This is a genomic window from Bacillota bacterium, assembly GCA_013178045.1.
In the GTDB taxonomy this organism is placed as follows: domain Bacteria; phylum Bacillota; class Ch66; order Ch66; family Ch66; genus Ch66.
Genome location: JABLXP010000004.1, coordinates 70,269 through 93,375, shown reverse-complemented (window position 1 = coordinate 93,375; position 23,107 = coordinate 70,269). Strand labels below are relative to the sequence as shown.

Genomic DNA, 23,107 nt, shown 5'->3' with positions numbered 1-23,107 from the left:
ATATTTTTCGACACAAACAGGAATTCACTGACGAGTGCAGAAAATAGAGTATAACTAGCACAACATGGTCATTATTGTGTCATTATTGTGGTAGGCGAGGCAGTTGACGCACAGTCAACTGCCCTGTATTTTGTGGGTACTTTGATTATAGACCACCATATCTAGTATTGTCAAGAAAAATGTTGCCTTTTGTCCTGGGACTTGCGGCCTGATTTTTGTTAAAAATAAAAGGACAGGCTTGTAGGGGCACGCCCACAAAGTCTATCCCCAAAAGTTGAAAAATATATGTTCAGCGTAAATTAAACTAAAATCTCTGGATCATCGCCCGTACGGTGGCGGGCCTCTGTGAACGACTGCAGTTCAACCAGGATCACATCAATGCCGACTTTGACGATCTTCTCCCACGGAATAACCACGTCGTCGTTACGACCAAATAATCCTAAAAATCGACCCGAACCGGGTAGAATCACCGCCTTAATACGGCCCATTTCCACGTCCAGATCAAAATCCTTAATCGTGCCCAGCCGCCGACCGTCAATCACATTGACCACATCACGCATCCGCAATTCCGATACCCTGAGCATCTGACTCTCACCCCCTTCGGGTAGTTCTATCATAGTATATGATAGTGCCCCGGGAGATGTGTCAGGAATGATCCCACTTTAGCGACCAAGCGTGGACACGAGTTCCCAGAATTTCCACCTGACGCGAGGAGCGTTTTCGCTAAACTGCGTCCGTTTACCCTGAGGGGCAAATACCGGCCGCCCTTCCGGCAAATCCCAGGCTGGCTCAGCTGCCAGGCTGTTGGAGATATTCACAAAACACAGGGGAGGAAATAAGACACACCACCAGTTGGCCCCTTCTCCTTCACCGATTACTACCCGTAAGGCAGTATACTCGCCGGCCGGCAGGGTCAGCTGTCCATACGACCTGGTTGGGAAATTAAAGCGTCCTAACTCGGCCACCACCGGGTAAGACTGCCCCGCTTCCCGAACCTTCGATTCCGCTATCTGTTCGATTTCGCGCAAGTCATTGGCGATAATGGTCTCGGCTTCTTCCACACTGCTCACGGTCTCCATTTTGCTCCTCAAGTGTGCCAGCACAACGTCACGAACCTGGGCTTTCAATTGCTGGTCAGCTGCACTGTCACTATTAGCCAGTACGTGAAACCGAAGAAGGTTGTCAGGGGTAAAACTCTCTTCGACCTGACGACCCGGCCAGTGGAAAGCTAACCCGATGCCCAGTAGAACTATGATAACCAATCCAACCAGGGTTTTTTTCCTCATGCTGTCCACCTCCTCTTAAACGTGTTTGCGCATGTGCATTAGCGCTGCTTTTTCCAACCGAGATACCTGAGCCTGGGAAATCCCGATTTCTTCGGCAACCTCCATCTGGGTCTTTCCCTCGAAAAACCTTAACGTCAGGATCAGTTTTTCCCGGTCACTGAGTTTACTCAAGGCCTCACGGACCGTAATTCCTTCCAACCAGTGCGAGTCCACATTACGTTCATCGCCGATCTGATCCATGACAAAGATTGGATCTCCCCCATCGTGGTAGATCGGCTCAAAGAGAGAGATTGGCTCTTGAATGGCATCCAGAGCAAAAACGATCTCTTCACGGGGTAGTTGGAGTTCCTCGGCAATTTCATTGATTGAAGGTTCACGAGAATGTTTGCTGACCAGACTGTCCCGCACCTGGAGAGCTTTATAAGCGATGTCGCGCAGGGACCGGCTAACCCGGATTGGATTATTGTCGCGCAGATACCGGCGAATCTCGCCAATAATCATCGGCACCGCGTAAGTGGAAAACTTTACGTTTTGGCTGAGATCAAAGTTATCGATGGCCTTCATCAAGCCGATACAACCGACCTGGAACAAGTCATCAACAAATTCTCCCCGATTGGTGAACCGTTGAATTACACTCAAGACGAGCCTTAAATTACCGCTGATTAACTTTTCCCGCGCGTCCCGGTCACCGTTCTGCATTTTAGTAAAGAGTTCTCGCATTTGGGTATTGGTTAGTACAGGTAACTTCGAAGTATTGACGCCACATATTTCTACTTTGTTCACTACCAGAGAACCCCCTTGCGCTATGCCTGGTAACTTAAAATCCGCATATTCCTTATTCGGTTGTCTGGATAGATTATGTCCATGCCTTTCCGATTTTATTCTTATTTCAGGCTAACACTGCTACCTGGCCGCAAGCTGGTGCTCAAACCAGCGTTTCTTATCATCATCAGTAAAGGCACAATAGCGACCTCGATTTTCATAAGTGGTGTGCAACAAGGCTTTAGCCCGCTTACTCAACGGATGTCCCAAATACTCGGCATACAAGGCCTTGACCGCCGGGTTATCGTGCGCCCGCCGCCATATCTTGTGCTCATCAATGTGATACAGAGCATCAGCCCGGTTGTGCCTGTAATCAAGCGAGATTCTCTTCTGATCCCGTCCACCGAGGATCGGTTGCCCTCCACCACCCACACAACCTCCGGAGCAGCCCATAATTTCAACATAGTCATAGCTTTCTCCGGCCAAAATGCTATCCAAAATCCGACGAGCGTTACCCGCACCGTGGGCAACGCCAATCCGAATCCTCTTGCCAGCCAATTCCACTTCGCACGCCTTGATGCCACTTTGGCCACGGACCTCTTCAAAGTCTAAGTACCCCATCTCTTCATCATGCGTCAAGGCATAGGCAGTACGTACCGCCGCCTCAATAACACCACCAGTGGCTCCGAAGATCGCTCCCGCCCCACTGGAGATCCCCATCGGGGTATCAAAGGATTCATCGGGTAAGTTTTTAAAGTCGATCCCAGCCTGTCGAATCATCCTGGCCAATTCGCGGGTTGTCAGCACATAATCAACATCCCGCATCCCATTGGCGCCCATTTCTGGTCGAGCTGCCTCATACTTTTTCGCGGTGCAGGGCATGATTGCCACCGACACAATTTTCTGCGGATCAATTCCCTGCTTCTCGGCAAAGTACGTCTTGGTCAGAGCGCCAAACATTTCGTGGGGCGATTTGCAACTGGATAAATTTGGCAAGAATTCTGGATAGAAATGCTCACACAGTTTGATCCAGGCCGGGCAACAGGAAGATAAAAGAGGGAGCTTGCCCTTACCCGCCAACCGTTCCAGGAGTTCATGAGCCTCTTCTATAATCGTCAAGTCAGCCGTAAAATCAGTGGCAAACACCCGGTTGAAGCCCAAACGACGCAAGGCAGCCACCATTTTACCGGTGACCACGGTACCTACCGGCAAGCCGAAGGGCTCACCTAAAGTCACCTGGATTGAAGGAGCCGTTTGAACAACTACGTACTTGTCAGGGTCTTCCAACGCCCGCCAGACCGGTTCAATGTGTTCTTTTTCGGCAAGGGATCCAGTCGGACAGGCGATGACGCACTGCCCACACATGATGCAGGCGACGTCTCCCAGGTCTTTTTGAAAGGCCGGGGCAATAACCGTATTGAGGCCTCGTCGTTGGGCGGAATAGACATTAACTTCCTGAATCTTACTGCAAATGGCCTCGCAGCGACGACAGACAATGCACTTATTGTAATCACGCACAATAGCCGGGTTGCGGTCATAGAAGCCGTAGTCAATCATCTCGCCGGTGTGCCGCAAGTTCCGTACCCCAAGGTTGTCGGCCACATTTTGCAGTTCACAGTTCAGATTGCGGATGCAGGTCAAACATTCCCGGTGATGATTACTCATAAGCAGTTCAACCACGGTTCGACGGGCACGCCGCACCCGCGGGGTATTCGTGTGTACCTTTAACCCTTCAGAAACCGGGTAAACGCAAGAGGCCTGCAGGGCTTTGACCCCTTCTATCTCGACAAGACAAACCCGGCACGCCCCAATCTCGTTGATACCCTTTAAGTAACAGAGACTGGGGATTTCGATCCCTACCAGTCTAGCGGCCTCTAAGATTGTCGTATTCGGCTCGACGGTGACTTCAATCCCATCGATCATCAATTTTACCTGGTCCATGAGCGCCACCTTCCCTTCATACGATATCGTCATTCGACGGTGATAGATCATTAATTGTCATCTCAGGCTTGTACTGTCACTAATGTTTGTAGATCGCGTCAGCAGGGCATTTATCTTCGCATGCGCCGCACTTGATACATCTTTCCTGATTAATTGTAAAGGGTCCTTCTTTCACCTTACCCTGCGCGGCATCAACCGGGCAAACCCGCGCACAAACCCCACAGGCAATACAACGTTCATCGCTCACCCTGAATTCAAACAGCGAGCGGCACACGCCGGCGGGACAACGTCTTTGTTTAATATGGGCTTCATATTCCTCCCGGAAATACCTGAGGGTACTCAAAACCGGATTAGGTGCACTCTGCCCAAGACCACACAATGACGCTTCCTTGATGTCCTGAGAAAGCACTTCCAGGAGTTCCAAATCTTCCATCTCTCCCTTTCCCTGGGTAATGCGTTCAATGATCTCCAGCAGTCTTTTTGTCCCAATACGGCACGGCGTGCATTTCCCACATGACTCATCCTGGGAAAATTCCAGGTAAAATCGAGCGATATCCACCATACAGTCAGACTCATCCATGACGATCATTCCCCCGGAGCCCATCATTGAACCAAGCTCAGCCAGTGATTCGTAGTCAATCGGCGTATCCAGGTACTGGGCTGGAATACACCCCCCTGATGGTCCTCCCGTTTGAACAGCTTTGAATTTTTTACCGTGCGGAATACCACCACCAATTCTATAGATAATCGTCCGGAGGGTGGTACCCATCGGGACCTCGATCAAACCGGTGTTATTGATCTGTCCGGCCAAAGCAAAAACCTTTGTTCCCTTACTCTTTTCCGTTCCAATACTGGCATACCAGTCTGCTCCTTGCCGCAGGATCACTGGAATATTGGCAAAAGTCTCAACATTGTTAACTAAAGTTGGTTGGTTCCAGAGGCCTGAAACAGCGGGAAATGGCGGTCGAGGCCGCGGTTCACCTCGACGACCGGTGATTGAGCGGAGAAGAGCGGTTTCCTCCCCACAGACAAAAGCACCAGCTCCCAGTCGTATTTCAACCGAAAAATCAAAACCAGAACCGAAGATATTCGAACCTAACATCCCATATTCCTTCGCCTGAGCAATCGCTATTTCTAACCGTTCAACAGCAAGCGGGTACTCTGCTCTGATGTAAATATACCCACGGTTGGCCCCAATACAATAACCGGCAATTGCCATCGCCTCCAGGACACTGTGCGGGTCCCCCTCAAGAATACTGCGGTCCATGAACGCTCCGGGATCACCTTCATCAGCATTGCAGACAACAAATTTGGGGTTGGCTTCTACCTGAGCAGCCATTTGCCACTTCCGCCCGGTCAAAAACCCGGCTCCCCCTCTTCCCCTCAACCCGGACTTGATGATCTCCTCAATCACACGGGCCGGGTTCCTATCAATCAACACATTGGCCAGAGCAAGGTAACCATCCAAAGCGATGTATTCCTGAATATCTTCGGGATTGATTACCCCACAGTTGCGCAAAGCAATCCGCTGCTGGTGCTCAAAAAAGAGCAGTTCATCGAGCTTTTGTTCCACTTTTTCCCGGTCCGGTTCCCGGTACAAGAGTTTTTCCACCAACTGGCCGCTTTGTAAGTGAGTATTGACAATTTCCTCGACATCTTTTTCTTGAACATGGCAGTAGAATGTCTTGTCAGGATAGATAACGATTATCGGCCCCTGTTTACAAAAGCCAAAACAGCCTGTTTTCACTACCCGGACTCGTTCTTCCAGCCCGGAGTCGGCAATTGCCCGATTGAGTGCCTTCAGAACAGCCTGGCTCCTGGAAGCGGTGCAACCAGTACCACTACAGACCAATACTTGATATTCATTGATTTGATTTTGTTCGCCGGCCAATGTGGCTAGCCGCGGCCACATCCGTTGCCGGGTCTTATCGCGTATTCGACTTAAATCATCAATGGTCTGAATCAACTTCATCACCTTCTCTCGACGAATCAAACCAATCTGTCATATAGCTTGCGTTGTTCAGAGAATATCCATACTCTCGCCCTCTCGCCAATGATTTCCGTAAGGTTATCGCCAAAAGACAATTAAAAAAAACATGCCGCTGTTTAGCGACACGTCTCAAACTTGATCTAGGTTGTCTTCCTGCCCCTTACTCCAGACGGTGGATTTCTTTGCGTAGTCTTTTGATAATCCGCTTTTCCAGGCGAGAAATGTAGGATTGAGAAATTCCCAGCATATCCGCTACTTCTTTTTGGGTCTTCTCCTGCCCGTCTTTTAAACCGAAGCGCAGTTCCATGATCCTCTTTTCCCGGGGGCTGAGTATTAGCATTGCTGCCTGAAGCAGTTTTTTGTCCACTTCGTCCTCCAGTGACTTATAAATTATATCATTCTCTGTTCCCAAGACATCTGAGAGCAGCAATTCGTTCCCGTCCCAATCAATGTTTAAGGGTTCATCAAAAGAAACTTCCACCCGGGTTCTGTTGTTGCGCCGCAGGTGCATTAATATTTCATTTTCTATACAGCGCGAAGCATAGGTAGCCAATTTGATCTTTTTTCCAGGATCAAAGGTGTTAACCGCCTTGATCAGTCCGATCGTCCCGATCGAAACCAGATCTTCGATGCCGACTCCCGTATTTTCAAACTTCCGGGCGATGTAAACCACCAGACGCAAGTTACGCTCAATCAAAACCGTCTTGACGCCGTGGTCGCCCCTTTCCAGTTTGGTCAGCAAGAAAACCTCTTCATCACTGGTTAACGGTGGCGGTAGCGCTTCACTACTGCCAACATAATAAATCTCGGATAACCAGCTGACCTTTTGCAGCCAATTCAAGACAATCAGGTATACTGTCCACTTCAAGCACATAACAAAATTGCGCACGCTCATCCCTCCCCTCAAGCTCAAGCACTCATGGCCGACTCGATCAAATCCGGGTGCAGCAAGGCCTGGTATGAACCTTTGGGGCACAGCGCCTTGTTGTACACCCCGATCACCACATTCTTCGTCCGGACGGTACGCTCGTTCGTTCGGACAATCACTTCATCGGGTCGCAAACCTAACAACATCCCGTGATGCTTGCCGATAGAAGTAAAAGGGATGACCCTTAATCGTGACGACCAGGAAGAATGGGCCAGTTTGGCAATCATCTTGTGAACCTCAGGATCTGTTGAATGCTGAAAAACTTCCTGTATATCCCGCGGCATCACCGGAGCCAAGACCCGCAACTCGGCGATCAGCACAGGTGCCTGGGTGATTGGATCTTTAAGTTGATTACCTGTATCCAGCAAGGCCTCGACTTCCAGCCGGTGGCTAGCCAGGCAGATGGTTACCGGTACACGCAGATAGTTTTTTAACAAGTTCTTTTTGATGAAGCCCACCCCTAATTTGGCTAATACCACCGCCACTGCTACTCCCACTAATAACCAGGTGTATTTAATATTGACCAGACTGAGCATCAGCTCATTCATTGTCCCATACAGGTGGGGATTGTTGCTTAAAAAATAGATGCCCCCAAGGATTGCACCACCCATAGTGAACGCGATCAGATAAAAATAAATTAGGGCCTGGGCCAACTTTGTTAACTTCAGGGGAGCAAAAGTAACCCCGACAATAATCAGGGAAAGGAGGAGACGCACTAGCAGGCTGTACATGTAGCTGAAGTTGGGAAAAAGCAAAACAGCAGAATAGCAGGCTCCAATCAGGGCTCCCAGAAACAACCTTCGTTTTGGTGCCTGAAGTTGACCCAATTTTGCGGTTGCCCAGAGGATGGTGTAATCCATAACCAGATTGATCACGAAAACTATATCTATATAGACGTACGGTTGCTCGGTCACGGAGCGACACCCCCGTCCAGGTATGCCAGGAATTGCTTCTGTATCATCATTATGTATATGATGCTTGCCTTATTCCATTACTTAATTATTATACCGAACGCCTTTTTAAAAAAGTGTCTATTCTTGTACCGTGAGAATGGCAAAACTGGCCGTGATTAGGGTTATTTCGAAGATATTCGCGGCAAACTAAAACAGTAACCTTAAGGCAACAAGAAAATCAACTTATCGTTAACATCAAGGGGCATACCCCTTGAAAATCCCCTCGTCTAGGAAACTTATCTACAGCAACAGTTTAAGCATAGCTTCCTAGACGACAAAAAACAGGCCCGATTCGGCCTGTGATTCCACTATGATACTGTATTACCAATAATTTGCGTCTTTGTTGGTGCGGCGACAGCGGTATTGTAGACTATCTTACTTACGTCTCAGGAACGCCGGAATATCCAGGTCATCCGAAGCAAACGGGCGGATATCCAGTTCCGGTACTCCACCGCGGTGGGTCGGTCGGCTATCAAACCCCGTAGCAATGACCGTCACCCGCACCTCATCGTTCAAATTCTCGTCGATAACCGCCCCGAAGATGATGTTAGCTTCCGGATCAGCCGCCTGGGCGATGATCTCCGCCGCTTCGTTGACCTCAAACAAGCTCAGGCTAGGCCCACCGGTGATGTTCAGCAGCACACCTTTGGCTCCTTCGATCGAAGTTTCCAGAAGCGGGCTGGAGATAGCTCCCCGCGCCGCCTCTGCTGCCCGGTTTTCTCCCCTACCTGTACCGATACCCATTAAAGCGGAGCCAGTTTCTGTCATAATTGTTTTAACATCAGCAAAATCCAGATTGATTAAACCAGGGACGGCAATCAGGTCAGAAATCCCTTGAACACCCTGGCGCAACACATCGTCAGCAATTCTAAAAGCTTCATTAATTGATGTATGCTTATCCACCACCTGCAGCAGGCGGTCATTCGGAATCGTGATCAGGGTATCTACCCGGCTCTTTAATTCCGTAATACCTTTTTCTGCCTGGCTGGCGCGCTTCTTACCTTCGAAGGTGAATGGTCGCGTTACCACCCCAACCGTCAGAGCTCCTACCTCTTTGGCAACCGAGGCCACCACTGGTGCTCCACCGGTCCCGGTGCCACCCCCCATGCCGGCCGTCACAAAAACCATATCGGCTCCCCGCAACGCCTGGATCAACTCTTCCCGGCTCTCCTCGGCTGCTTTCTCACCGATTTCGGGATTGGCCCCAGCTCCCAGACCTTTGGTCAGCTTCGCACCAATTTGAATCTTGTGCTCGGCCTGGGATAGTTGCAAAGCCTGGGCATCAGTATTGACAGCGATGAACTCAACTCCCTTGAGACCGGCCGCAATCATGCGGTTAACCGCATTGTTTCCCCCCCCGCCTACGCCAATTACCTTGATTTCCGCCAACTGGGCCAAATCGGTATCAAATTCTAGCATAGATTGACCTCCCTTTAATTCCCATTAGGTTATCAGGTGGTATGAGATAAAAATTAAAAAAACTCTCGAAACCAGGACTTAACTTTCGCGAAGAATTTACCTAATAAAGGATCATCTTCCTCACCCGCGCTGCTGTGCAGTTTTTTTGCCGCGTAGAGCACTAAACCAACCGCAGTGGCATACGCCGGACTGCTGACCACATCAGAAATTCCCCCGATTCCTTCGGGGACGCCAATACGCACTGGTAAGTTAAACTGCGTTCGAGCCAACTCAACCAATCCATCCATCAGCACTGCCCCTCCCGTCAAAACCACCCCGCCGGGGAGTATTCCCTTATATCCGGAACGATAAATTTCATTCCGAATAATGGCAATTATTTCTTGCATGCGTGGTTCTATGATGGTAGCCAGGAGCTTGCGCGAAACTCGGTTAACCTCTTTGCCGCCAACACTAGTGATCTCAACATATTCGTTATCGGGCGCCAGATCTGCCAGCACACAGCCCATCTCACGTTTAACGCGCTCCGCCTCCGCCAGGGTTGTCCGTAAGCCAACCGCCAGGTCGCTGGTCACGTAATCGCCGCCGATTGGTAATACCGAAGTAAACCACGGGCTGCCCTGGTCGTAAATAGCGATATCGGTGGTCCCGCCCCCGATATCAACAACAACTACCCCTAATTCCTTTTCTGCTGGGAGGAGGACGGCTTCCCCCGACGCGAGGGGATTAAGGACTAAATCCTGTAGTTTGAGCCCGGCCCGGTGGATGCTTTTAAGCATGTTCTGAATCGATGTGGCTGCGCCAGTAATAATATTCGTTTCCACTTCCAGACGGCTTCCCGCCATACCAACTGGGTCGCGCACACCGTCATACCCATCAACCAGATACTGTCTGGGGATAACGTGAATAATCCGCCGATCAGCAGGCAGGTGGATGACCCGAGCAGCTTGCAGCACTCGCTCGACATCCTCGGCCGTGATTTCCCGGTCGGGGCCGGCCACGGCAATTACACCCCGATTATTAACAGAGCTGATATTGGCACCCGCGATCCCCACACAGACGGCTTCAACGTGGACACCGCTCATCCGTTCGGCTTTCTCAATAGCACGATCAATTGACTTTACAGTATTATCTATATCAACTATAGTCCCTTTACGCAATCCGCTAGAGGGGCACTCGCCAACTCCGATGATGTGGACTCGATGCTCACCGTCAACTTCCCCCACCAGGGCGGTCGTTTTGGTCGTCCCCACATCAAGTCCAACCACAATAGTTCGCCTGGCCAAGTTGTGCACCTCCAACCCAGTTTTACCTGAATGAAAGTTCCAAACCAGATTTTACTTAGATTGAATGATTCAACATAAAACCGGTTTTCCCTCTTTTTTAATTTTGTATTTTTTCCTATTTTTTTAAAAGATGACGACGAATTATCGCTAAATTTTGGAATACCCTGACACCAAAAACAACAATTGCAGCCATATACAGTTCTACCCCCAGGTGGTCTCCAATGTAAGCCAACATGGCCGCAAGTAAGGTATTACTAAAAAAACCGCTCATAAAAATCGTGTTGTCAAACTGTTCTTCCAGTCCGGCCCGTAGTCCCCCAAACACAGAATCCAGCGCGGCCAGCACCGCCACGGACATGTATTTCGCGTAGGCAACCGGAAAATACAGCGGAGACTTTAAACCAATTAAAATACCAAATACCAAACCCAGGATCGGTATCCACCACACATCTACTCACCCTCTTTAACTGGAATAGCGTATTCAAACTTGATGGGGCCGTTATAGGCGGGCACCTTGAGGTTCTGGGATTTCTCAATCTTCACCTGAATATTCCAGACCTGCAAAGTTTCGATGATTCCGCCCTTCATCCGGAGAGAACTCTCCAGCAAATCAGGATTACCTATCGCCGTGATCACAAATGGGGGAGCAATTTTCTTGACGTTCACAAGAATATTCGGGCCGGCACACCGAATTTCGCTCATGGCAATAATCCGCTGGTCGTTGACTGCGATCGCCTCGGCACCAGCCGCTTTCAATTCATTAACGACTTTCAGCAGATCCTCATCGTGAATCAAGTACAGATTCGGGTCTTCACCGAGGTGGACAGTCTTGGGACTGTCATTTAAAGTAACTGTTATCCCCGGGCCCTTTAAAGCCACCAAACCTGCTGCTTGCCGCGCTTTTTCCATCTCGCTTGCCAACGCCTCGTTGGTTGAGGTGTTAGTTATTTTTTTGCGTAGATCCTCAACTTCCGACTTTAAACGGTCTCTTTCTACCTCGGCCTGTTTCAACCGCGTCGCCAGGTCCTGAACCCGTTCAGAAGGTCCAATGCTATTGCTTTGCGTTACCTTAAACTGTACGGCCAGCATTAGTCCCAGAATCACACTGACCAAGGTAATCATCAGCAAGCCGCTTTTGGATTTCATTTTCCTTCACCCCAATATCCCTACAAATTTATGTCTCGTGGCAGCATGATCACTGTCGATACTTTACTACTGGGTTACCAGCAAAACTCATATCAATATACTCAATCTTTTGACCATCGGGACGTTTCTTGGTCAGCACTTCTTTCAACAGGTCCAAATGAGCCAGGGTCTGCTCTACAGTGCCAACCCGTACTTCAACACCATCTAAAGTGTATAGTCTCATTTTTTCCGGGGTGGCTACATTAACCTCAGAAATGGCTTGGCCCAGTAAGGCATCCAGTTGCTGGAGGAGTGGCAGAACGGCTGACAATTGAGGAGCAGCGATCACACGGCCTGGAAACAGGTTTGCTGGCAATTGGACTCCCGTAATAATTGGTAGGTTCAGCTCAACGATACTCCCGATCTTGGTTAAATAAATACCCTGGCCATCGATGACAATAAATCCGCCAGTTACTGGCAGCAGTCCAAGTGGCTTACGTTCCACGATCTTCACCATCAGCGTTGAAGGAATGTGCCGGGTCACCACTGCCTGCTCGATCATGGGGTGTAAAGCCAATCGCCGGTTAATCTCCTCGATGTTTACCCGAAAAATATTGGTACCTAGAGCAATGCTGGCAAGCTGGACGACCTCTTCCTGGTGAATCGCCTGACTGCCCGCAACTTCAATTTTTTTAATGGCAAAGAATGGAGAATGGAGAAAAAAGTAGAGTGCCAGCAATGATAGAAGCAAAAAAATAAAACCGTGAAGTAATCTATAGGAAACCGAATACTCGGCTGTTGAGCGAGAATTGAGCTTCGCCTGCACAAGCCCCACCTCCAATAAAGTCATTATAGCAGATCTCTGATTCTTGTCCAAGACAGCACTAAAAAAACATTCCTGATAGGAATGTCAAGGTTTTTATTCAATCTTTTCAAATCTTTACCTGAGGTGACTGAACTTCTAAGAAACTGAGACGCGGGTAATATCTGCTCCCACCGCCCGATACTTTTCCTCTAGCCGTTCATAACCCCGGTCAATGTGTTCAACACCCTCCACGATCGTGGTGTTTTCAGCAGCCAGGCCCGCTATGACTAAAGCTGCGCCCGCCCGCAGGTCAGTCGCTTCGACCAGGGCTCCACAGAGGTGATTGATTCCCTTGACAACGGCTACATGTCCTTCAACCTTGATATTTGCCCCCATACGCCGCAGTTCATTGACGTGTTTGAACCGGTTCTCAAAAATTGTCTCCGTAAATAGCCCCGTCCCTTCGGCAATGGTCATCAAGGCCATCATCTGGGGTTGCATGTCAGTCGGAAAACCAGGAAATGGCAAGGTTTTCACGTCTACGGCCCGCGGCCTCCTTCCTTTGACCCTGATTCCTCCAGCCTCTTCAGTAATGGTCACCCCCGCTTCCCGCAGTTTCGCCACGACCGGTTCGACGTGCTCAGTGACTACGTTGGTCACCACCACATCACCCTGAGTAATCGCCGCCGCGACCATATGCGTGCCGGCTTCAATCCGGTCAGGAATAATTCGGTGTTCACCACCCCCGAGTTTTCTTACTCCGTCAATCCTGATCACATCCAGACCAGCCCCTATGATTCTGGCCCCCAATGTATTCAAAAAGTTTTGTAGATCAACAATCTCCGGCTCTTTGGCGGCATTGCGGATCATGGTAGTCCCTTCTGCCAGACATGCAGCCATCATCAGATTTTCAGTCGCCCCAACACTGGGAAAATCCAGGTGAATCTCGGCCCCCCTCAGCTTTGGGGCCTCCCCTTCGATGTAACCAAATTTCTCGTCAATCTTCACTCCAAGTTCACGAAAACCTTTAAGGTGTAAATCCATCGGCCGGGAACCGATGGCACAACCACCGGGGTAGGATACACGAAATCTACCGCTTCGTCCGAGCAAAGCTCCCATCACCAGGTTAGAGGCTCGCATTTTGCGCATCAGTTTTTCGGAAACCTCATTGTTTCTCATGCCCTGTGCGTTGATCATCAGCGAGTCGCCAACCCGATGCACCTTGACCCCTAGTAACTGCAAAACTTCCGCCATGACAAAAATATCCGTCAAATCAGGAATTCCGTGGAGAATACACTCTGATTCCGTTAATATTGTGGCTGCCATAATGGGTAGAGCAGCATTTTTTGCCCCACTGACAGGAATCTTTCCCTCCAGTTTAGCTTTCCCTTTGATCACCAATCGGTCCACGCCTCTACCTCCAATTCTGCTTTAACTTAATGGGCTGTCACCTCGCAATCGTTTCACCAATTCTACCCCTACTTGCCAAATATTACCCGCGCCCATGGTCAAGATCAGATCACCAGCAGTCGCGTTCTTTTCCAGGTAATCTATAATCATCTCTTTCTCTGGAAGGTAAATCACCGGCCTTTGTTCGAACTTTTCAATCGACCGCACCAGGAGTTCAGCCGTTACCCCCGCAATTGGCGCTTCACCGGCCGAGTATATTTCATTGATGATGATCACGTGGGCATCGCTAAATGCCGTACCAAACTCGTCTTGCAGATAATAAGTTCGGGTGTACCGGTGTGGTTGAAATACGACAATTACTCGTTTGGCTTCAGTCTGTCGAGCTGCTTTTAATGTGGCCTTGATCTCTGTTGGGTGGTGAGCGTAATCGTCAACCACGGTGATCCCCCGAACTTCACCCAGAATTTCGAAACGGCGGTGAACCCCCCGAAAGGTGTGCAAGGCATCAGCGACGTTCTGAAAATCTAGGCCGAGTTCAAGGCCTACTGCTATCGCGGCCAGGGAGTTTAACACATTATGGACCCCGGGTATGCTCAGGCTGAGCTTGCCCAGTCGGCGACCGCGGTAATAAATTTGGGCCTGAGTCGACAAACTCTGGGTAACAATGTCTCGCGCAATAAAATCAGCGGCGCTGGTAACACCATAGGTCAGGCAGTGTTTGGGGCAGTTATCGGCGATTTCTCTTACTCGAGGGTCATCAGCACACAGCAGCGCCAGGCCGTCTGCTGGCACATGTCCGACAAATTCACGAAAAGCCTGAACTATGTTTTCCACTGTCCGATAGTGATCCAGATGGTCATTCTCGATGTTGGTCACCACCGCTATTTTCGGCCGCAGGAGAAGAAACGAGCCATCGCTTTCATCTGCTTCAGCCACCAGATACTCCCCCTGACCTAACTTGGCGTTACCCTGCAGTTCGTTTAAATCACCACCCACAATGATCGTGGGATCTAGCCCATTACGTTCAAGAGCCAGGGCGACCATGGCCGTGGTTGTGGTTTTACCGTGGGCCCCGGCTACAGCGATTCCTTGACGAGCCTCCATTAGAGAGGCCAACATTTCACCGCGGTGGACAATGGGGATATTTTTCTTTCTGGCAGCCAGAACTTCTTCATTGCTGGACGGTACCGCGGATGACACAATCACTGCATCGATCCCATCGCTAATATGTGCAGCGGTATGTCCCTGGTAAACCGTGGCACCGAGTTGAGCCAGCTTGCTGGTCGTATCATTACTGGCGAGGTCTGAACCACTCACCCGATAACCAGCCTGGAGCAGAACCCTGGCGATTCCACTCATACCAGTTCCCCCAATACCGACAAAATGATACCACTCGCCTGCTGTTTTTAGCACGATCCGTCACTCCTTCCCGCCTAAGTCTGAACGCAGTCCCTGGAAAATTCACCTTCCCGGTCAAAATAAGACCCAAGCGGTATTAAATGTAGATACAATCATAGCCTTTGCAACAATATCTTATGCAAATAAAAAAACAGGTGTTACAACCCACAGGCTTGTCCAATCCCGACGGCCAATGTTTAGCTTTTTCGACTTACTTCCTTAATGTGGTTAATAATCTCATCCAGGGCGTCTGGTTGTCCACAGCTTTTCGAAGCAGCCGCCATGCGTGCCAGCCTTTTCCGATCGCTGAACAGCCGATCAAGAACACCAAGCAGCCGTTCTCCCGACAATTCCCGGTCAAGGATCAATTCCGCCGCCCCGCGCTCAACCAGAGAGCGGGCGTTAAACTCCTGGTGGTTTTCCGCGGCAAAAGGATAAGGGATCAAGACAGCGGGAATCCCTTTAGCGGTAATCTCCGCCAGTGTAGCCGCGCCTGCCCGGCATACCACCAGATCGGCCACCGCCAGAGCGTTCTCCATATCATATACATAAGGGGTAACCATAATATTCCCACATTTCGCCAAATCTATACCCATTTCCTGGAGATTGGCCATTGTATCGTCATAACCAGCCTGCCCGGTAACAAAAACGATCTGCCGGTCATGCCGATTCTGCCAGGCTAGTAAGACCTGACCCATGGCCCGGTTGATGCTCTGCGCCCCCCGGCTGCCTCCCACCACCAGCAGGGTAAACTTAGCGGGATCAATTTTCAGGCAGCGCGCCCCCACCTCCCGAGTAACCCGCAGGATTTCCGACCGAATCGGAAGCCCGGTCACAAATACTCTGGCTGATTTAGGAAAATGGCGAACCGAATCAGGAAAAGTAGTCAGAACCCGATCAACTCGTCCCGCCAGAAAGCGGTTAGTAATGCCTGGTAACGCGTTTTGCTCATGGATTACCGTTGGTAACCCCATCAGGCTGGCTACCATGACCACCGGGCCGCACACATATCCACCGGTGCCGACGACCACTGTCGGCTGAAAATCACGCAAAACTCGATAAGCCTCAATAAAACCTTTAATTAACTTAACGCCGGTCTTAATTATTCGCCAAGACACACGGCGCTCCAGCCCTTCCGCGGTGACGGTGCGGAAACGGTACCCCTCCTTGGGAACAATTGTAGCCTCCATCCCCTGTTGGGTCCCAACAAAAAGAATCTTCACCTTTGGTTGGCTTTCCTTCAGACCCCGGGCGATCGCCAGGGCTGGGTAAATATGTCCGCCCGTCCCGCCTCCAGTTAAGACCACCCGCACAGTCGGTACCTCCAAACGTTGAAAGTATTGGTCTTCATACCAGCTCTTAATGATTACTTTGCCGTAGTGTACCGCGAAATATTTAAGAGTATCCCCACCCCGATCATCGTAAACAACAATGACGAGCCTCCGTAGCTCAGAAACGGCAGAGTGATGCCAGTAACCGGCAGGCTACCTGACACCACACCAATATTAATAATCGCCTGTAAGGAAATCATGCAGGTGATGCCAGTAGCCAGCAAACTGCCAAAGGAATCTGGACAGGTTATCGCCACTCTTAACCCCCGCCACGCGAAGAGGAAAAACAGAGCCACCACCAGGACGGCGCCGATGAAGCCCAGTTCTTCACCCAGGATCGCAAAGATGAAGTCGGTGTGCTGCTCAGGTAAATAGAATAACTTCTGCCGGCTCCGGCCAAGGCCCATCCCCAACAATCCCCCGGACCCGATTGCGTATAGCGACTGAATGGTCTGAAACCCTTCATCCAGGGCATATTTCCAGGGATCAAGGAAAGCGATCCAGCGTTCCATGCGGTATGAAGCCGTTACGCTCGCCACCGCAACCAGAGCTATGCCCATCAGAGCCAAAAAAACTAAATGACTGGTACGCGCCCCGGCGGCAAACAACAACAAAAAGGTTGTGCCACAAATAGTCACGGCCGTTCCCAGGTCGGGTTGGAGCATGACCAGGCCGGCCACTACCCCCACAATAGCCAAGTGCGGGAGAACCCCACCAACAAAAGACTGAATCCGGTCTTGATAATTACTTAGACTTTTGGCCATAAAGAAAACCAGGCACAGCTTCATGACTTCAGAGGGTTGAAAAGTCAGTGGGCCAATTCCCACCCAGCGGATCGCTCCTTTAGCCCCTTTACCCACACCGGGGACCAGAACCAGCACCAGGCAAAAAAGTCCAATCAGCAAAATGGAGCCGGCAAACCGCTTTAAACGGTAATAATCAATATTCATCATCGAAATCATCGCCAGGATACCGATAACGCTCCAGAGTAGTTGTCTTTTCAAGAAATAATATTCATCATTATAATTAATCCCAGCCTTAACCGCACTGGCGCTAAAAACCATGATCACGCCAATTGACAGGAGAAGAATCGTCACCAGAAAAATGATAAAGTCAGGTGACTTTCTCGGCAAACGCATGGCCCTACCCCCTCAAGGACCGCACTACCTGCTTGAACAAATCGCCTCGCTCCTCAAAATTGTTAAACATATCCCAACTGGCGCAGGCTGGAGATAGTAAAACCACGTCCCCAGGCTCAGCCAGTTTTGAGGCCATGATCACTGCTTCAGGGAAAGTAGTCGCCTGATGTATATTGGTAAAACCTGTTTTTTCTACCGCCTGGCGGATAGCCCCTGAAGCCTGGCCAACCAGCACCAGGTCCTTAACCTTATGTCGGATCATCTGAGCAAATTCAGTAAAATCACTGCCTTTGTTCTTTCCGCCGGCGATCAGCACAATCGGTTCGCTATAAACGTCCAGTGCCTTCATGGCCGCATCGGGATTAGTCCCTTTGGAATCATTGATGTATTTCACACCATTAATCTCCGCGACAAATTCTAGCCGGTGCGGCACACCCGGGAACTTGCGGAGTGAGTGGGCAAGGCTCTCCGGCGTCACTCCCAGGACCCAAGTTGCACCTACCGCCGCCAGGGCATTCTCCAGGTTATGGGCCCCCTTGATCCCGATCTCCAGCGTAGGACAGATGACTGTTTCTATCTCGTCCATCCTGACAACTACCTGACCGCTTCGGACAAAAACACCTTCGTTTAATTCTTGTTTCCGGCTGAAGAAAATCACCTGTCCAGGTACCTGGTCAGCCAAACCGCGGACGATTTTGTCATCATAATTGAGCACGGTAAAATCACCTGGCTGCTGACGCGCGAATATTTTCGCCTTTGCCCGGGTGTACTCGTCCATGGTGCCATGTCGGTCAAGATGGTCCGGCGTTATATTCAGGATCACGGCCACTTTCGGTCGAAATTCCTCGCTACGTTCTAATTGAAAACTGCTCACCTCAGCCACCACCACGTGCGCTGGGGTCAGTTTCGTGACTTCTTCGATTAGGGGAAGGCCAATATTGCCTCCCACTAAAACCGGGAAGCCAGCCTCCTGAAGAATTTGCCCGATCAGAGCCGTAGTTGTAGTCTTACCGTTGGTCCCAGTTATCGCCACAAAGGAAGCAGGAGAAAACCGGTAGGCCAGTTCTAACTCACTCAAAATAGGGATATTATCGGCCAGCGCTTGCTGCACGGGAGGAATCGTCAACGGTACTCCGGGGCTAATAACGATCAAATCGGTACTGGCTGGGCTGACAGGAGGGTAACCCCCAGCCCACACAGTAATTCCCGACTGCTTGAGTTCTGAAACCACCGCCCCCAATTGCTCTTCTGTCTTAACATCACAGGCCGTCACCATGGCCCCCCGGTGGTGAAGAACCTTCGCCGCCGCCAGTCCGCTTCGTCCAAGTCCAATAACCAGGATTTTTTTGTTCTGTACTTCCACTGTTAATCAACCTACCCTTCATATGGAAAGTTATGCAAACTCAAGATCCCTAAAATAGCCAGGACAGCCGCCAGCGCCCAAAAAGTGTACACTACCCGTTTTTCAGACCAACCCGCCAACTCAAAGTGGTGATGCAACGGGCTCATCAGGAAGATCCGTCGTCCGGTTAAACGGAAAGAGATCACCTGCAAAATGACTGACAGGGTTTCAATAACAAATATACCCCCGATCACGACCAGCACCAGTTCGGTCCGGGTTATAATTGCTAGAGCAGCCAGGGCCCCCCCAAGGGCCAGAGAGCCAGTATCACCCATAAAAATTTGTGCCGGGTGCCGATTGAATTTTAAGAAACCCAGACACCCACCGGCCATAGCTCCCGCATAAACGGCCGTCTCCGGGAGACCCGTCATGACGCCAATCAGGACATAGGCCAGGGAAGCAAACATCACCGTCCCCGCCGCCAGTCCGTCCAGACCATCAGTTAGGTTGACCGCATTCGCTGCACTAACAACAACAAAAGCCGCAAACGGGATATACAGCCACCCCATATCCCAGGTCATACTAGTTAACGGAACCCCAATCACCGTGCCCCGACCAAGCTCGGTTACGGCCAACAAACCTACCAGCAAACCGAGGCCAATTTGTCCAGCCAGCTTTTCCCTGGCTCTCAGTCCCAGAGGCCGCTTTTTCACCACTTTAATAAAGTCATCCAAAAAACCAATCAACCCGTAACCCAGAGTTGTTGTCAATAAGATCCACACAGTCATGTTGCGCTCACTAAAGAAGATGGCTGCGGTGGTGATCGCTGCCAGAAACATTAACCCACCCATCGTCGGCGTACCCGCTTTTTGCAAGTGCGCCTGTGGACCATCGTCGCGAATACGTTGCCCAAACTTCAGATGGCGCAAGATTGGGATAAGGAAAGGCCCGATAATTAGACAAATTACCCAGGCCACGAAAAAGGAACACAGGCTTTTGAACAAGACGTTTTCGATCATTGACCCTTAACCCCCATTGAATTGCTTCGTCTAAGGGTAACTAAGCCAGAAGAGCGCGAACAATCTCTTCCATCTTCATCCCCCGCGAGCCCTTAACCAGAACAACATCCTGAGGGTCTAAAACTCGTTGCAACTGGACAATGGCGTCCTCGTTTTTCGCTACCGCCTCAACCCGCTCAGCCGGAAGGCCGGCTTCGAGCGCGGCAGCCGCGATCTGCTCAGCCAGTTCTCCCACTGTAAGCAGGTAATCAATTCCCAGTTCCGCCGCCAGCCGACCCACTTCCCGGTGGCCTGGCCCCGCGTATGCCCCCAGCTCAAACATACTCCCCAGCACCGCTATGGTTCGGCGGCCGTCCGCCAGTTCGACCAGGGTGTGCAAGGCTGCTTTCATTGACTGGGGGTTAGCGTTATACGCATCATTGATCACGGTCAAGCCTTCTCGCCCGCTCTCGATCTGCAGTCGCATAGCAGAAAGCCGCACCTTACGAAGCCCGCTGGCTATTTCCTCTAAGGTTAAACCGAGATTATATCCCACTCCCACCGCCGCCAGAGCATTGAGTACGTTATGTACCCCCGGAATGGGTAAATGAACGTCAGCCGTCATTCCCGCGATCTGGACGGTGAACCGGCTTCCGTCTTTACCCAGCAGTTGGATGTTGCGCGCCATAATCTCCGCTGGTTGTTCGAGACCATAGAAAAAGACGCGTCCTGGAGCATAACGGCTGATTTCGCGAACCTGGAAATCGTCTCCGTTAAGGATCGCCACTCCATCAGGAGGCAAAGCCTCGAGGAGTTCAGCCTTGGCCCTGGCGATGTTGGCCTGAGAGCCGAGCAATTCCAGATGCGTATGGCCGATATTAGTGATCACCCCCAGCGTCGGCTGAGCGATCTGACACAAAGCAGCGATCTCTCCCCGTCCCCGCATGGCCATTTCAATTACCGCTGCCTGGTGCCTGGACGTTAACTTCAGCAGAGTAAGCGGTAAGCCGATTTCATTATTAAAATTGCCAGCGGTTTTTAAGGTTAACCAGCGTTCTGATAAAACCGCCGCGATCATATCTTTCGTGGTGGTTTTGCCAGTACTGCCGGTCACACCAATCACTGGGATATTAAACAGCTGACGGTAGTATTGCGCCAACTGTTGTAGGGCCTGACGCGTATCCGCCACGCGGACCAACGGTTTCCCCCGGTCTTCCGCCGCTACTTCCACCTGTTCAGAAACAACTGCACCCGCGGCACCGGCGGCCAGGGCCGATGCAACAAAAGCGTGCCCATTAAAACGTTCACCTCGCAGGGCAATAAACAACTCTCCCGGCTGGATTTGCCGGCTATCGGTGCCGACGCCGCAAAATCTTGCCTCCGGCTCTCCTTGCAGAAGTTCACCAGCCACAGCCTGGCAAAGTGTTGACACCAACATTTCTTCCATATTTACATGCTCCTCAGGATTTCTCGGGCCACTTCCCGGTCATCAAAAGGAAAAACCTGATTACCAATGATCTGGTATGTCTCGTGACCTTTTCCGGCAATTACTACCAGATCGCCCGGCCTGGCTTTCTGCAATGCGGCAGCTATGGCCGCTCGGCGGTCCGGAATAACCTCATACTGGTCACTCACTTTTGCCATGCCAGGGATTATATCCTCAATAATCTTCAGGGGGTCCTCAGTCCGCGGATTATCACTGGTAATGACCGTAAAATCACTATAACGGCCCGCAACCTCACCCATCAATGGGCGTTTCGTCCGGTCGCGATCCCCGCCACAACCAAATACCGTCAGCACCCGCCCAGACGTGATCTCACGAGCCGTCTGCAAGATGTTCTCCAAACCATCAGGGGTGTGGGCGTAATCAACGATAACGGTGAACTCCTGACCACAGTCAATCAATTCAAATCTCCCTGGTACACCGGTTACCGCCTGCAAGGCCGTTTGAATGTCCCCTATAGAAACCCCTTCTTGCCAGCCGACACAAACAGCCGCCAGGGCGTTATAGACATTGAACAAACCGGTCAACTGCAGGCAGAGCAGAAATTCACCTGCTGGGTAATTGACCACCATCGATGTACCCCGGGGTGTAACCACAACCTCCCGCGCCGTCACCGTCGCAGCTCGGCTTACTCCATATGTAACGACAGGTACCTTGGTCCGTTCGATCAAATAAGAACTATTGGGATCATCAGCATTAATTACCGCGTATTTAGGAGTTCGCTTGAAATCGAGCTGTCCAAGTTCACTAAACAGTCGAGATTTGGTCGCTAAATAGTTAGTTAAGTTTTGATGAAAATCCAGGTGATCTTGCGTGAGATTGGTAAACACAGCCACGTCGTATTCGCAACCACTCACGCGGTCTAAGGCCAGTGCGTGTGACGAGACTTCCATTACCGCCACATCAATTTTAGCTTTGACCATCCGGGCTAATAATTCTTGCAGGTCGAGCGATTCTGGGGTCGTGTGCTCAACTGGCAAAACCTCATCACCAATTTTGTTGTATACCGTGCCAATCAGTCCGACTTTATATCCAGCTTGTTTGAGGATGGCTTCTATTAAGTGGGTGGTCGTAGTCTTGCCATTGGTTCCTGTTACACCAACCATGCGGAGCTGACGCGAGGGATCTTGATAAAAGGCTGCTCCCATCTCACTCAGGGCCCACCTGGTGTTGGCGACCCGGATGACCACCACGCCGGCTGGAGGATTAATCTCCTTTTCCACCACCACCGCTACCGCACCGTTATTAACAGCACTATCAATGTACAGGTGACCGTCGGTTTTAAACCCGGTAATACAGACAAACACCATCCCCGGTCGAACTCGACGCGAATCATAGGCAATTCCCGTGACCTCGATGCGAGGGTCACCGCTAATAGATTTAACATTAATTCTTCTTACTAATTCTTCCAGGTTCACCGCTCGGCCTCCTGTTCTTCCTTTATAACACTCATTTTCTATTATTTCCTTGATTTTGTCAAAATAATAATACTT

General features: G+C 50.6%; 20 protein-coding genes. All 20 read right to left on the bottom strand.

Annotated features, from left to right (window positions below; genetic code table 11):
- Nucleotides 1–299 precede the first annotated feature (299 nt).
- Nucleotides 300–584 carry a YlmC/YmxH family sporulation protein gene (locus HPY81_03850; protein ID NPV26591.1) on the bottom strand — a complete coding sequence of 95 codons (285 nt, stop codon included), beginning with the start codon at nucleotides 582–584 and terminating at the stop codon, nucleotides 300–302.
- Nucleotides 585–662: 78 nt separating this feature from the next.
- Complete coding sequence (spoIIR, locus tag HPY81_03845; protein NPV26590.1) at nucleotides 663–1,286, bottom strand: stage II sporulation protein R; 624 nt, start codon at nucleotides 1,284–1,286, stop codon at nucleotides 663–665.
- 15 nt (nucleotides 1,287–1,301) lie between these two features.
- A complete protein-coding gene (sigG, locus tag HPY81_03840; protein ID NPV26589.1) occupies nucleotides 1,302–2,075 on the bottom strand; it encodes an RNA polymerase sporulation sigma factor SigG in 774 nt (257 codons plus the stop codon).
- A gap of 114 nt (nucleotides 2,076–2,189) precedes the next feature.
- Nucleotides 2,190–3,989, bottom strand: a complete 1,800-nt coding sequence (locus HPY81_03835; protein NPV26588.1) for a 2Fe-2S iron-sulfur cluster binding domain-containing protein — start codon at nucleotides 3,987–3,989, stop codon at nucleotides 2,190–2,192.
- Nucleotides 3,990–4,068: 79 nt separating this feature from the next.
- Complete coding sequence (gene nuoF / locus HPY81_03830) at nucleotides 4,069–5,961, bottom strand: NADH-quinone oxidoreductase subunit NuoF (GenBank protein ID NPV26587.1); 1,893 nt, start codon at nucleotides 5,959–5,961, stop codon at nucleotides 4,069–4,071.
- 178 nt (nucleotides 5,962–6,139) lie between these two features.
- The gene (sigE, locus tag HPY81_03825) at nucleotides 6,140–6,853 is read right to left on the bottom strand and encodes an RNA polymerase sporulation sigma factor SigE (GenBank protein NPV26586.1); all 714 of its coding nucleotides are present in this window, start codon (nucleotides 6,851–6,853) and stop codon (nucleotides 6,140–6,142) included.
- A 35-nt stretch (nucleotides 6,854–6,888) separates the two neighbouring features.
- Nucleotides 6,889–7,821: a sigma-E processing peptidase SpoIIGA gene (gene spoIIGA, locus HPY81_03820; protein ID NPV26585.1), complete on the bottom strand. Its 933-nt coding sequence runs from the start codon at nucleotides 7,819–7,821 to the stop codon at nucleotides 6,889–6,891.
- A 414-nt stretch (nucleotides 7,822–8,235) separates the two neighbouring features.
- Complete coding sequence (gene ftsZ / locus HPY81_03815; GenBank protein ID NPV26584.1) at nucleotides 8,236–9,279, bottom strand: cell division protein FtsZ; 1,044 nt, start codon at nucleotides 9,277–9,279, stop codon at nucleotides 8,236–8,238.
- A 53-nt stretch (nucleotides 9,280–9,332) separates the two neighbouring features.
- Nucleotides 9,333–10,562, bottom strand: coding sequence for a cell division protein FtsA (gene ftsA, locus HPY81_03810; protein NPV26583.1), 1,230 nt, complete (start codon nucleotides 10,560–10,562; stop codon nucleotides 9,333–9,335).
- Between the two features lie 115 nt (nucleotides 10,563–10,677).
- Nucleotides 10,678–11,010: a small basic family protein gene (locus HPY81_03805; protein ID NPV26582.1), complete on the bottom strand. Its 333-nt coding sequence runs from the start codon at nucleotides 11,008–11,010 to the stop codon at nucleotides 10,678–10,680.
- A gap of 2 nt (nucleotides 11,011–11,012) precedes the next feature.
- Entirely contained in the window at nucleotides 11,013–11,708 is a 696-nt protein-coding gene (locus tag HPY81_03800; protein ID NPV26581.1) for a DUF881 domain-containing protein, read from the bottom strand.
- A 49-nt stretch (nucleotides 11,709–11,757) separates the two neighbouring features.
- Nucleotides 11,758–12,513 carry an FtsQ-type POTRA domain-containing protein gene (locus HPY81_03795; protein NPV26580.1) on the bottom strand — a complete coding sequence of 252 codons (756 nt, stop codon included), beginning with the start codon at nucleotides 12,511–12,513 and terminating at the stop codon, nucleotides 11,758–11,760.
- A 135-nt stretch (nucleotides 12,514–12,648) separates the two neighbouring features.
- Nucleotides 12,649–13,902, bottom strand: coding sequence for a UDP-N-acetylglucosamine 1-carboxyvinyltransferase (gene murA / locus HPY81_03790; GenBank protein ID NPV26579.1), 1,254 nt, complete (start codon nucleotides 13,900–13,902; stop codon nucleotides 12,649–12,651).
- 21 nt (nucleotides 13,903–13,923) lie between these two features.
- The gene (locus HPY81_03785) at nucleotides 13,924–15,261 is read right to left on the bottom strand and encodes a UDP-N-acetylmuramate--L-alanine ligase (protein NPV26578.1); all 1,338 of its coding nucleotides are present in this window, start codon (nucleotides 15,259–15,261) and stop codon (nucleotides 13,924–13,926) included.
- A gap of 236 nt (nucleotides 15,262–15,497) precedes the next feature.
- On the bottom strand, nucleotides 15,498–16,613 hold the full coding sequence (gene murG, locus HPY81_03780) for an undecaprenyldiphospho-muramoylpentapeptide beta-N-acetylglucosaminyltransferase (protein NPV26577.1): 1,116 nt from the start codon (nucleotides 16,611–16,613) through the stop codon (nucleotides 15,498–15,500).
- 53 nt (nucleotides 16,614–16,666) lie between these two features.
- Nucleotides 16,667–17,770, bottom strand: coding sequence for a stage V sporulation protein E (gene spoVE, locus HPY81_03775; GenBank protein ID NPV26576.1), 1,104 nt, complete (start codon nucleotides 17,768–17,770; stop codon nucleotides 16,667–16,669).
- Nucleotides 17,771–17,774: 4 nt separating this feature from the next.
- Nucleotides 17,775–19,133, bottom strand: a complete 1,359-nt coding sequence (locus tag HPY81_03770; GenBank protein NPV26575.1) for a UDP-N-acetylmuramoyl-L-alanine--D-glutamate ligase — start codon at nucleotides 19,131–19,133, stop codon at nucleotides 17,775–17,777.
- 11 nt (nucleotides 19,134–19,144) lie between these two features.
- Complete coding sequence (locus HPY81_03765; GenBank protein NPV26574.1) at nucleotides 19,145–20,131, bottom strand: phospho-N-acetylmuramoyl-pentapeptide-transferase; 987 nt, start codon at nucleotides 20,129–20,131, stop codon at nucleotides 19,145–19,147.
- Nucleotides 20,132–20,171: 40 nt separating this feature from the next.
- Nucleotides 20,172–21,548, bottom strand: a complete 1,377-nt coding sequence (locus HPY81_03760; GenBank protein NPV26573.1) for a UDP-N-acetylmuramoyl-tripeptide--D-alanyl-D-alanine ligase — start codon at nucleotides 21,546–21,548, stop codon at nucleotides 20,172–20,174.
- Nucleotides 21,549–21,559: 11 nt separating this feature from the next.
- Nucleotides 21,560–23,032 carry a UDP-N-acetylmuramoyl-L-alanyl-D-glutamate--2,6-diaminopimelate ligase gene (locus HPY81_03755; protein NPV26572.1) on the bottom strand — a complete coding sequence of 491 codons (1,473 nt, stop codon included), beginning with the start codon at nucleotides 23,030–23,032 and terminating at the stop codon, nucleotides 21,560–21,562.
- Between the last annotated feature and the right edge of the window lie 75 nt (nucleotides 23,033–23,107).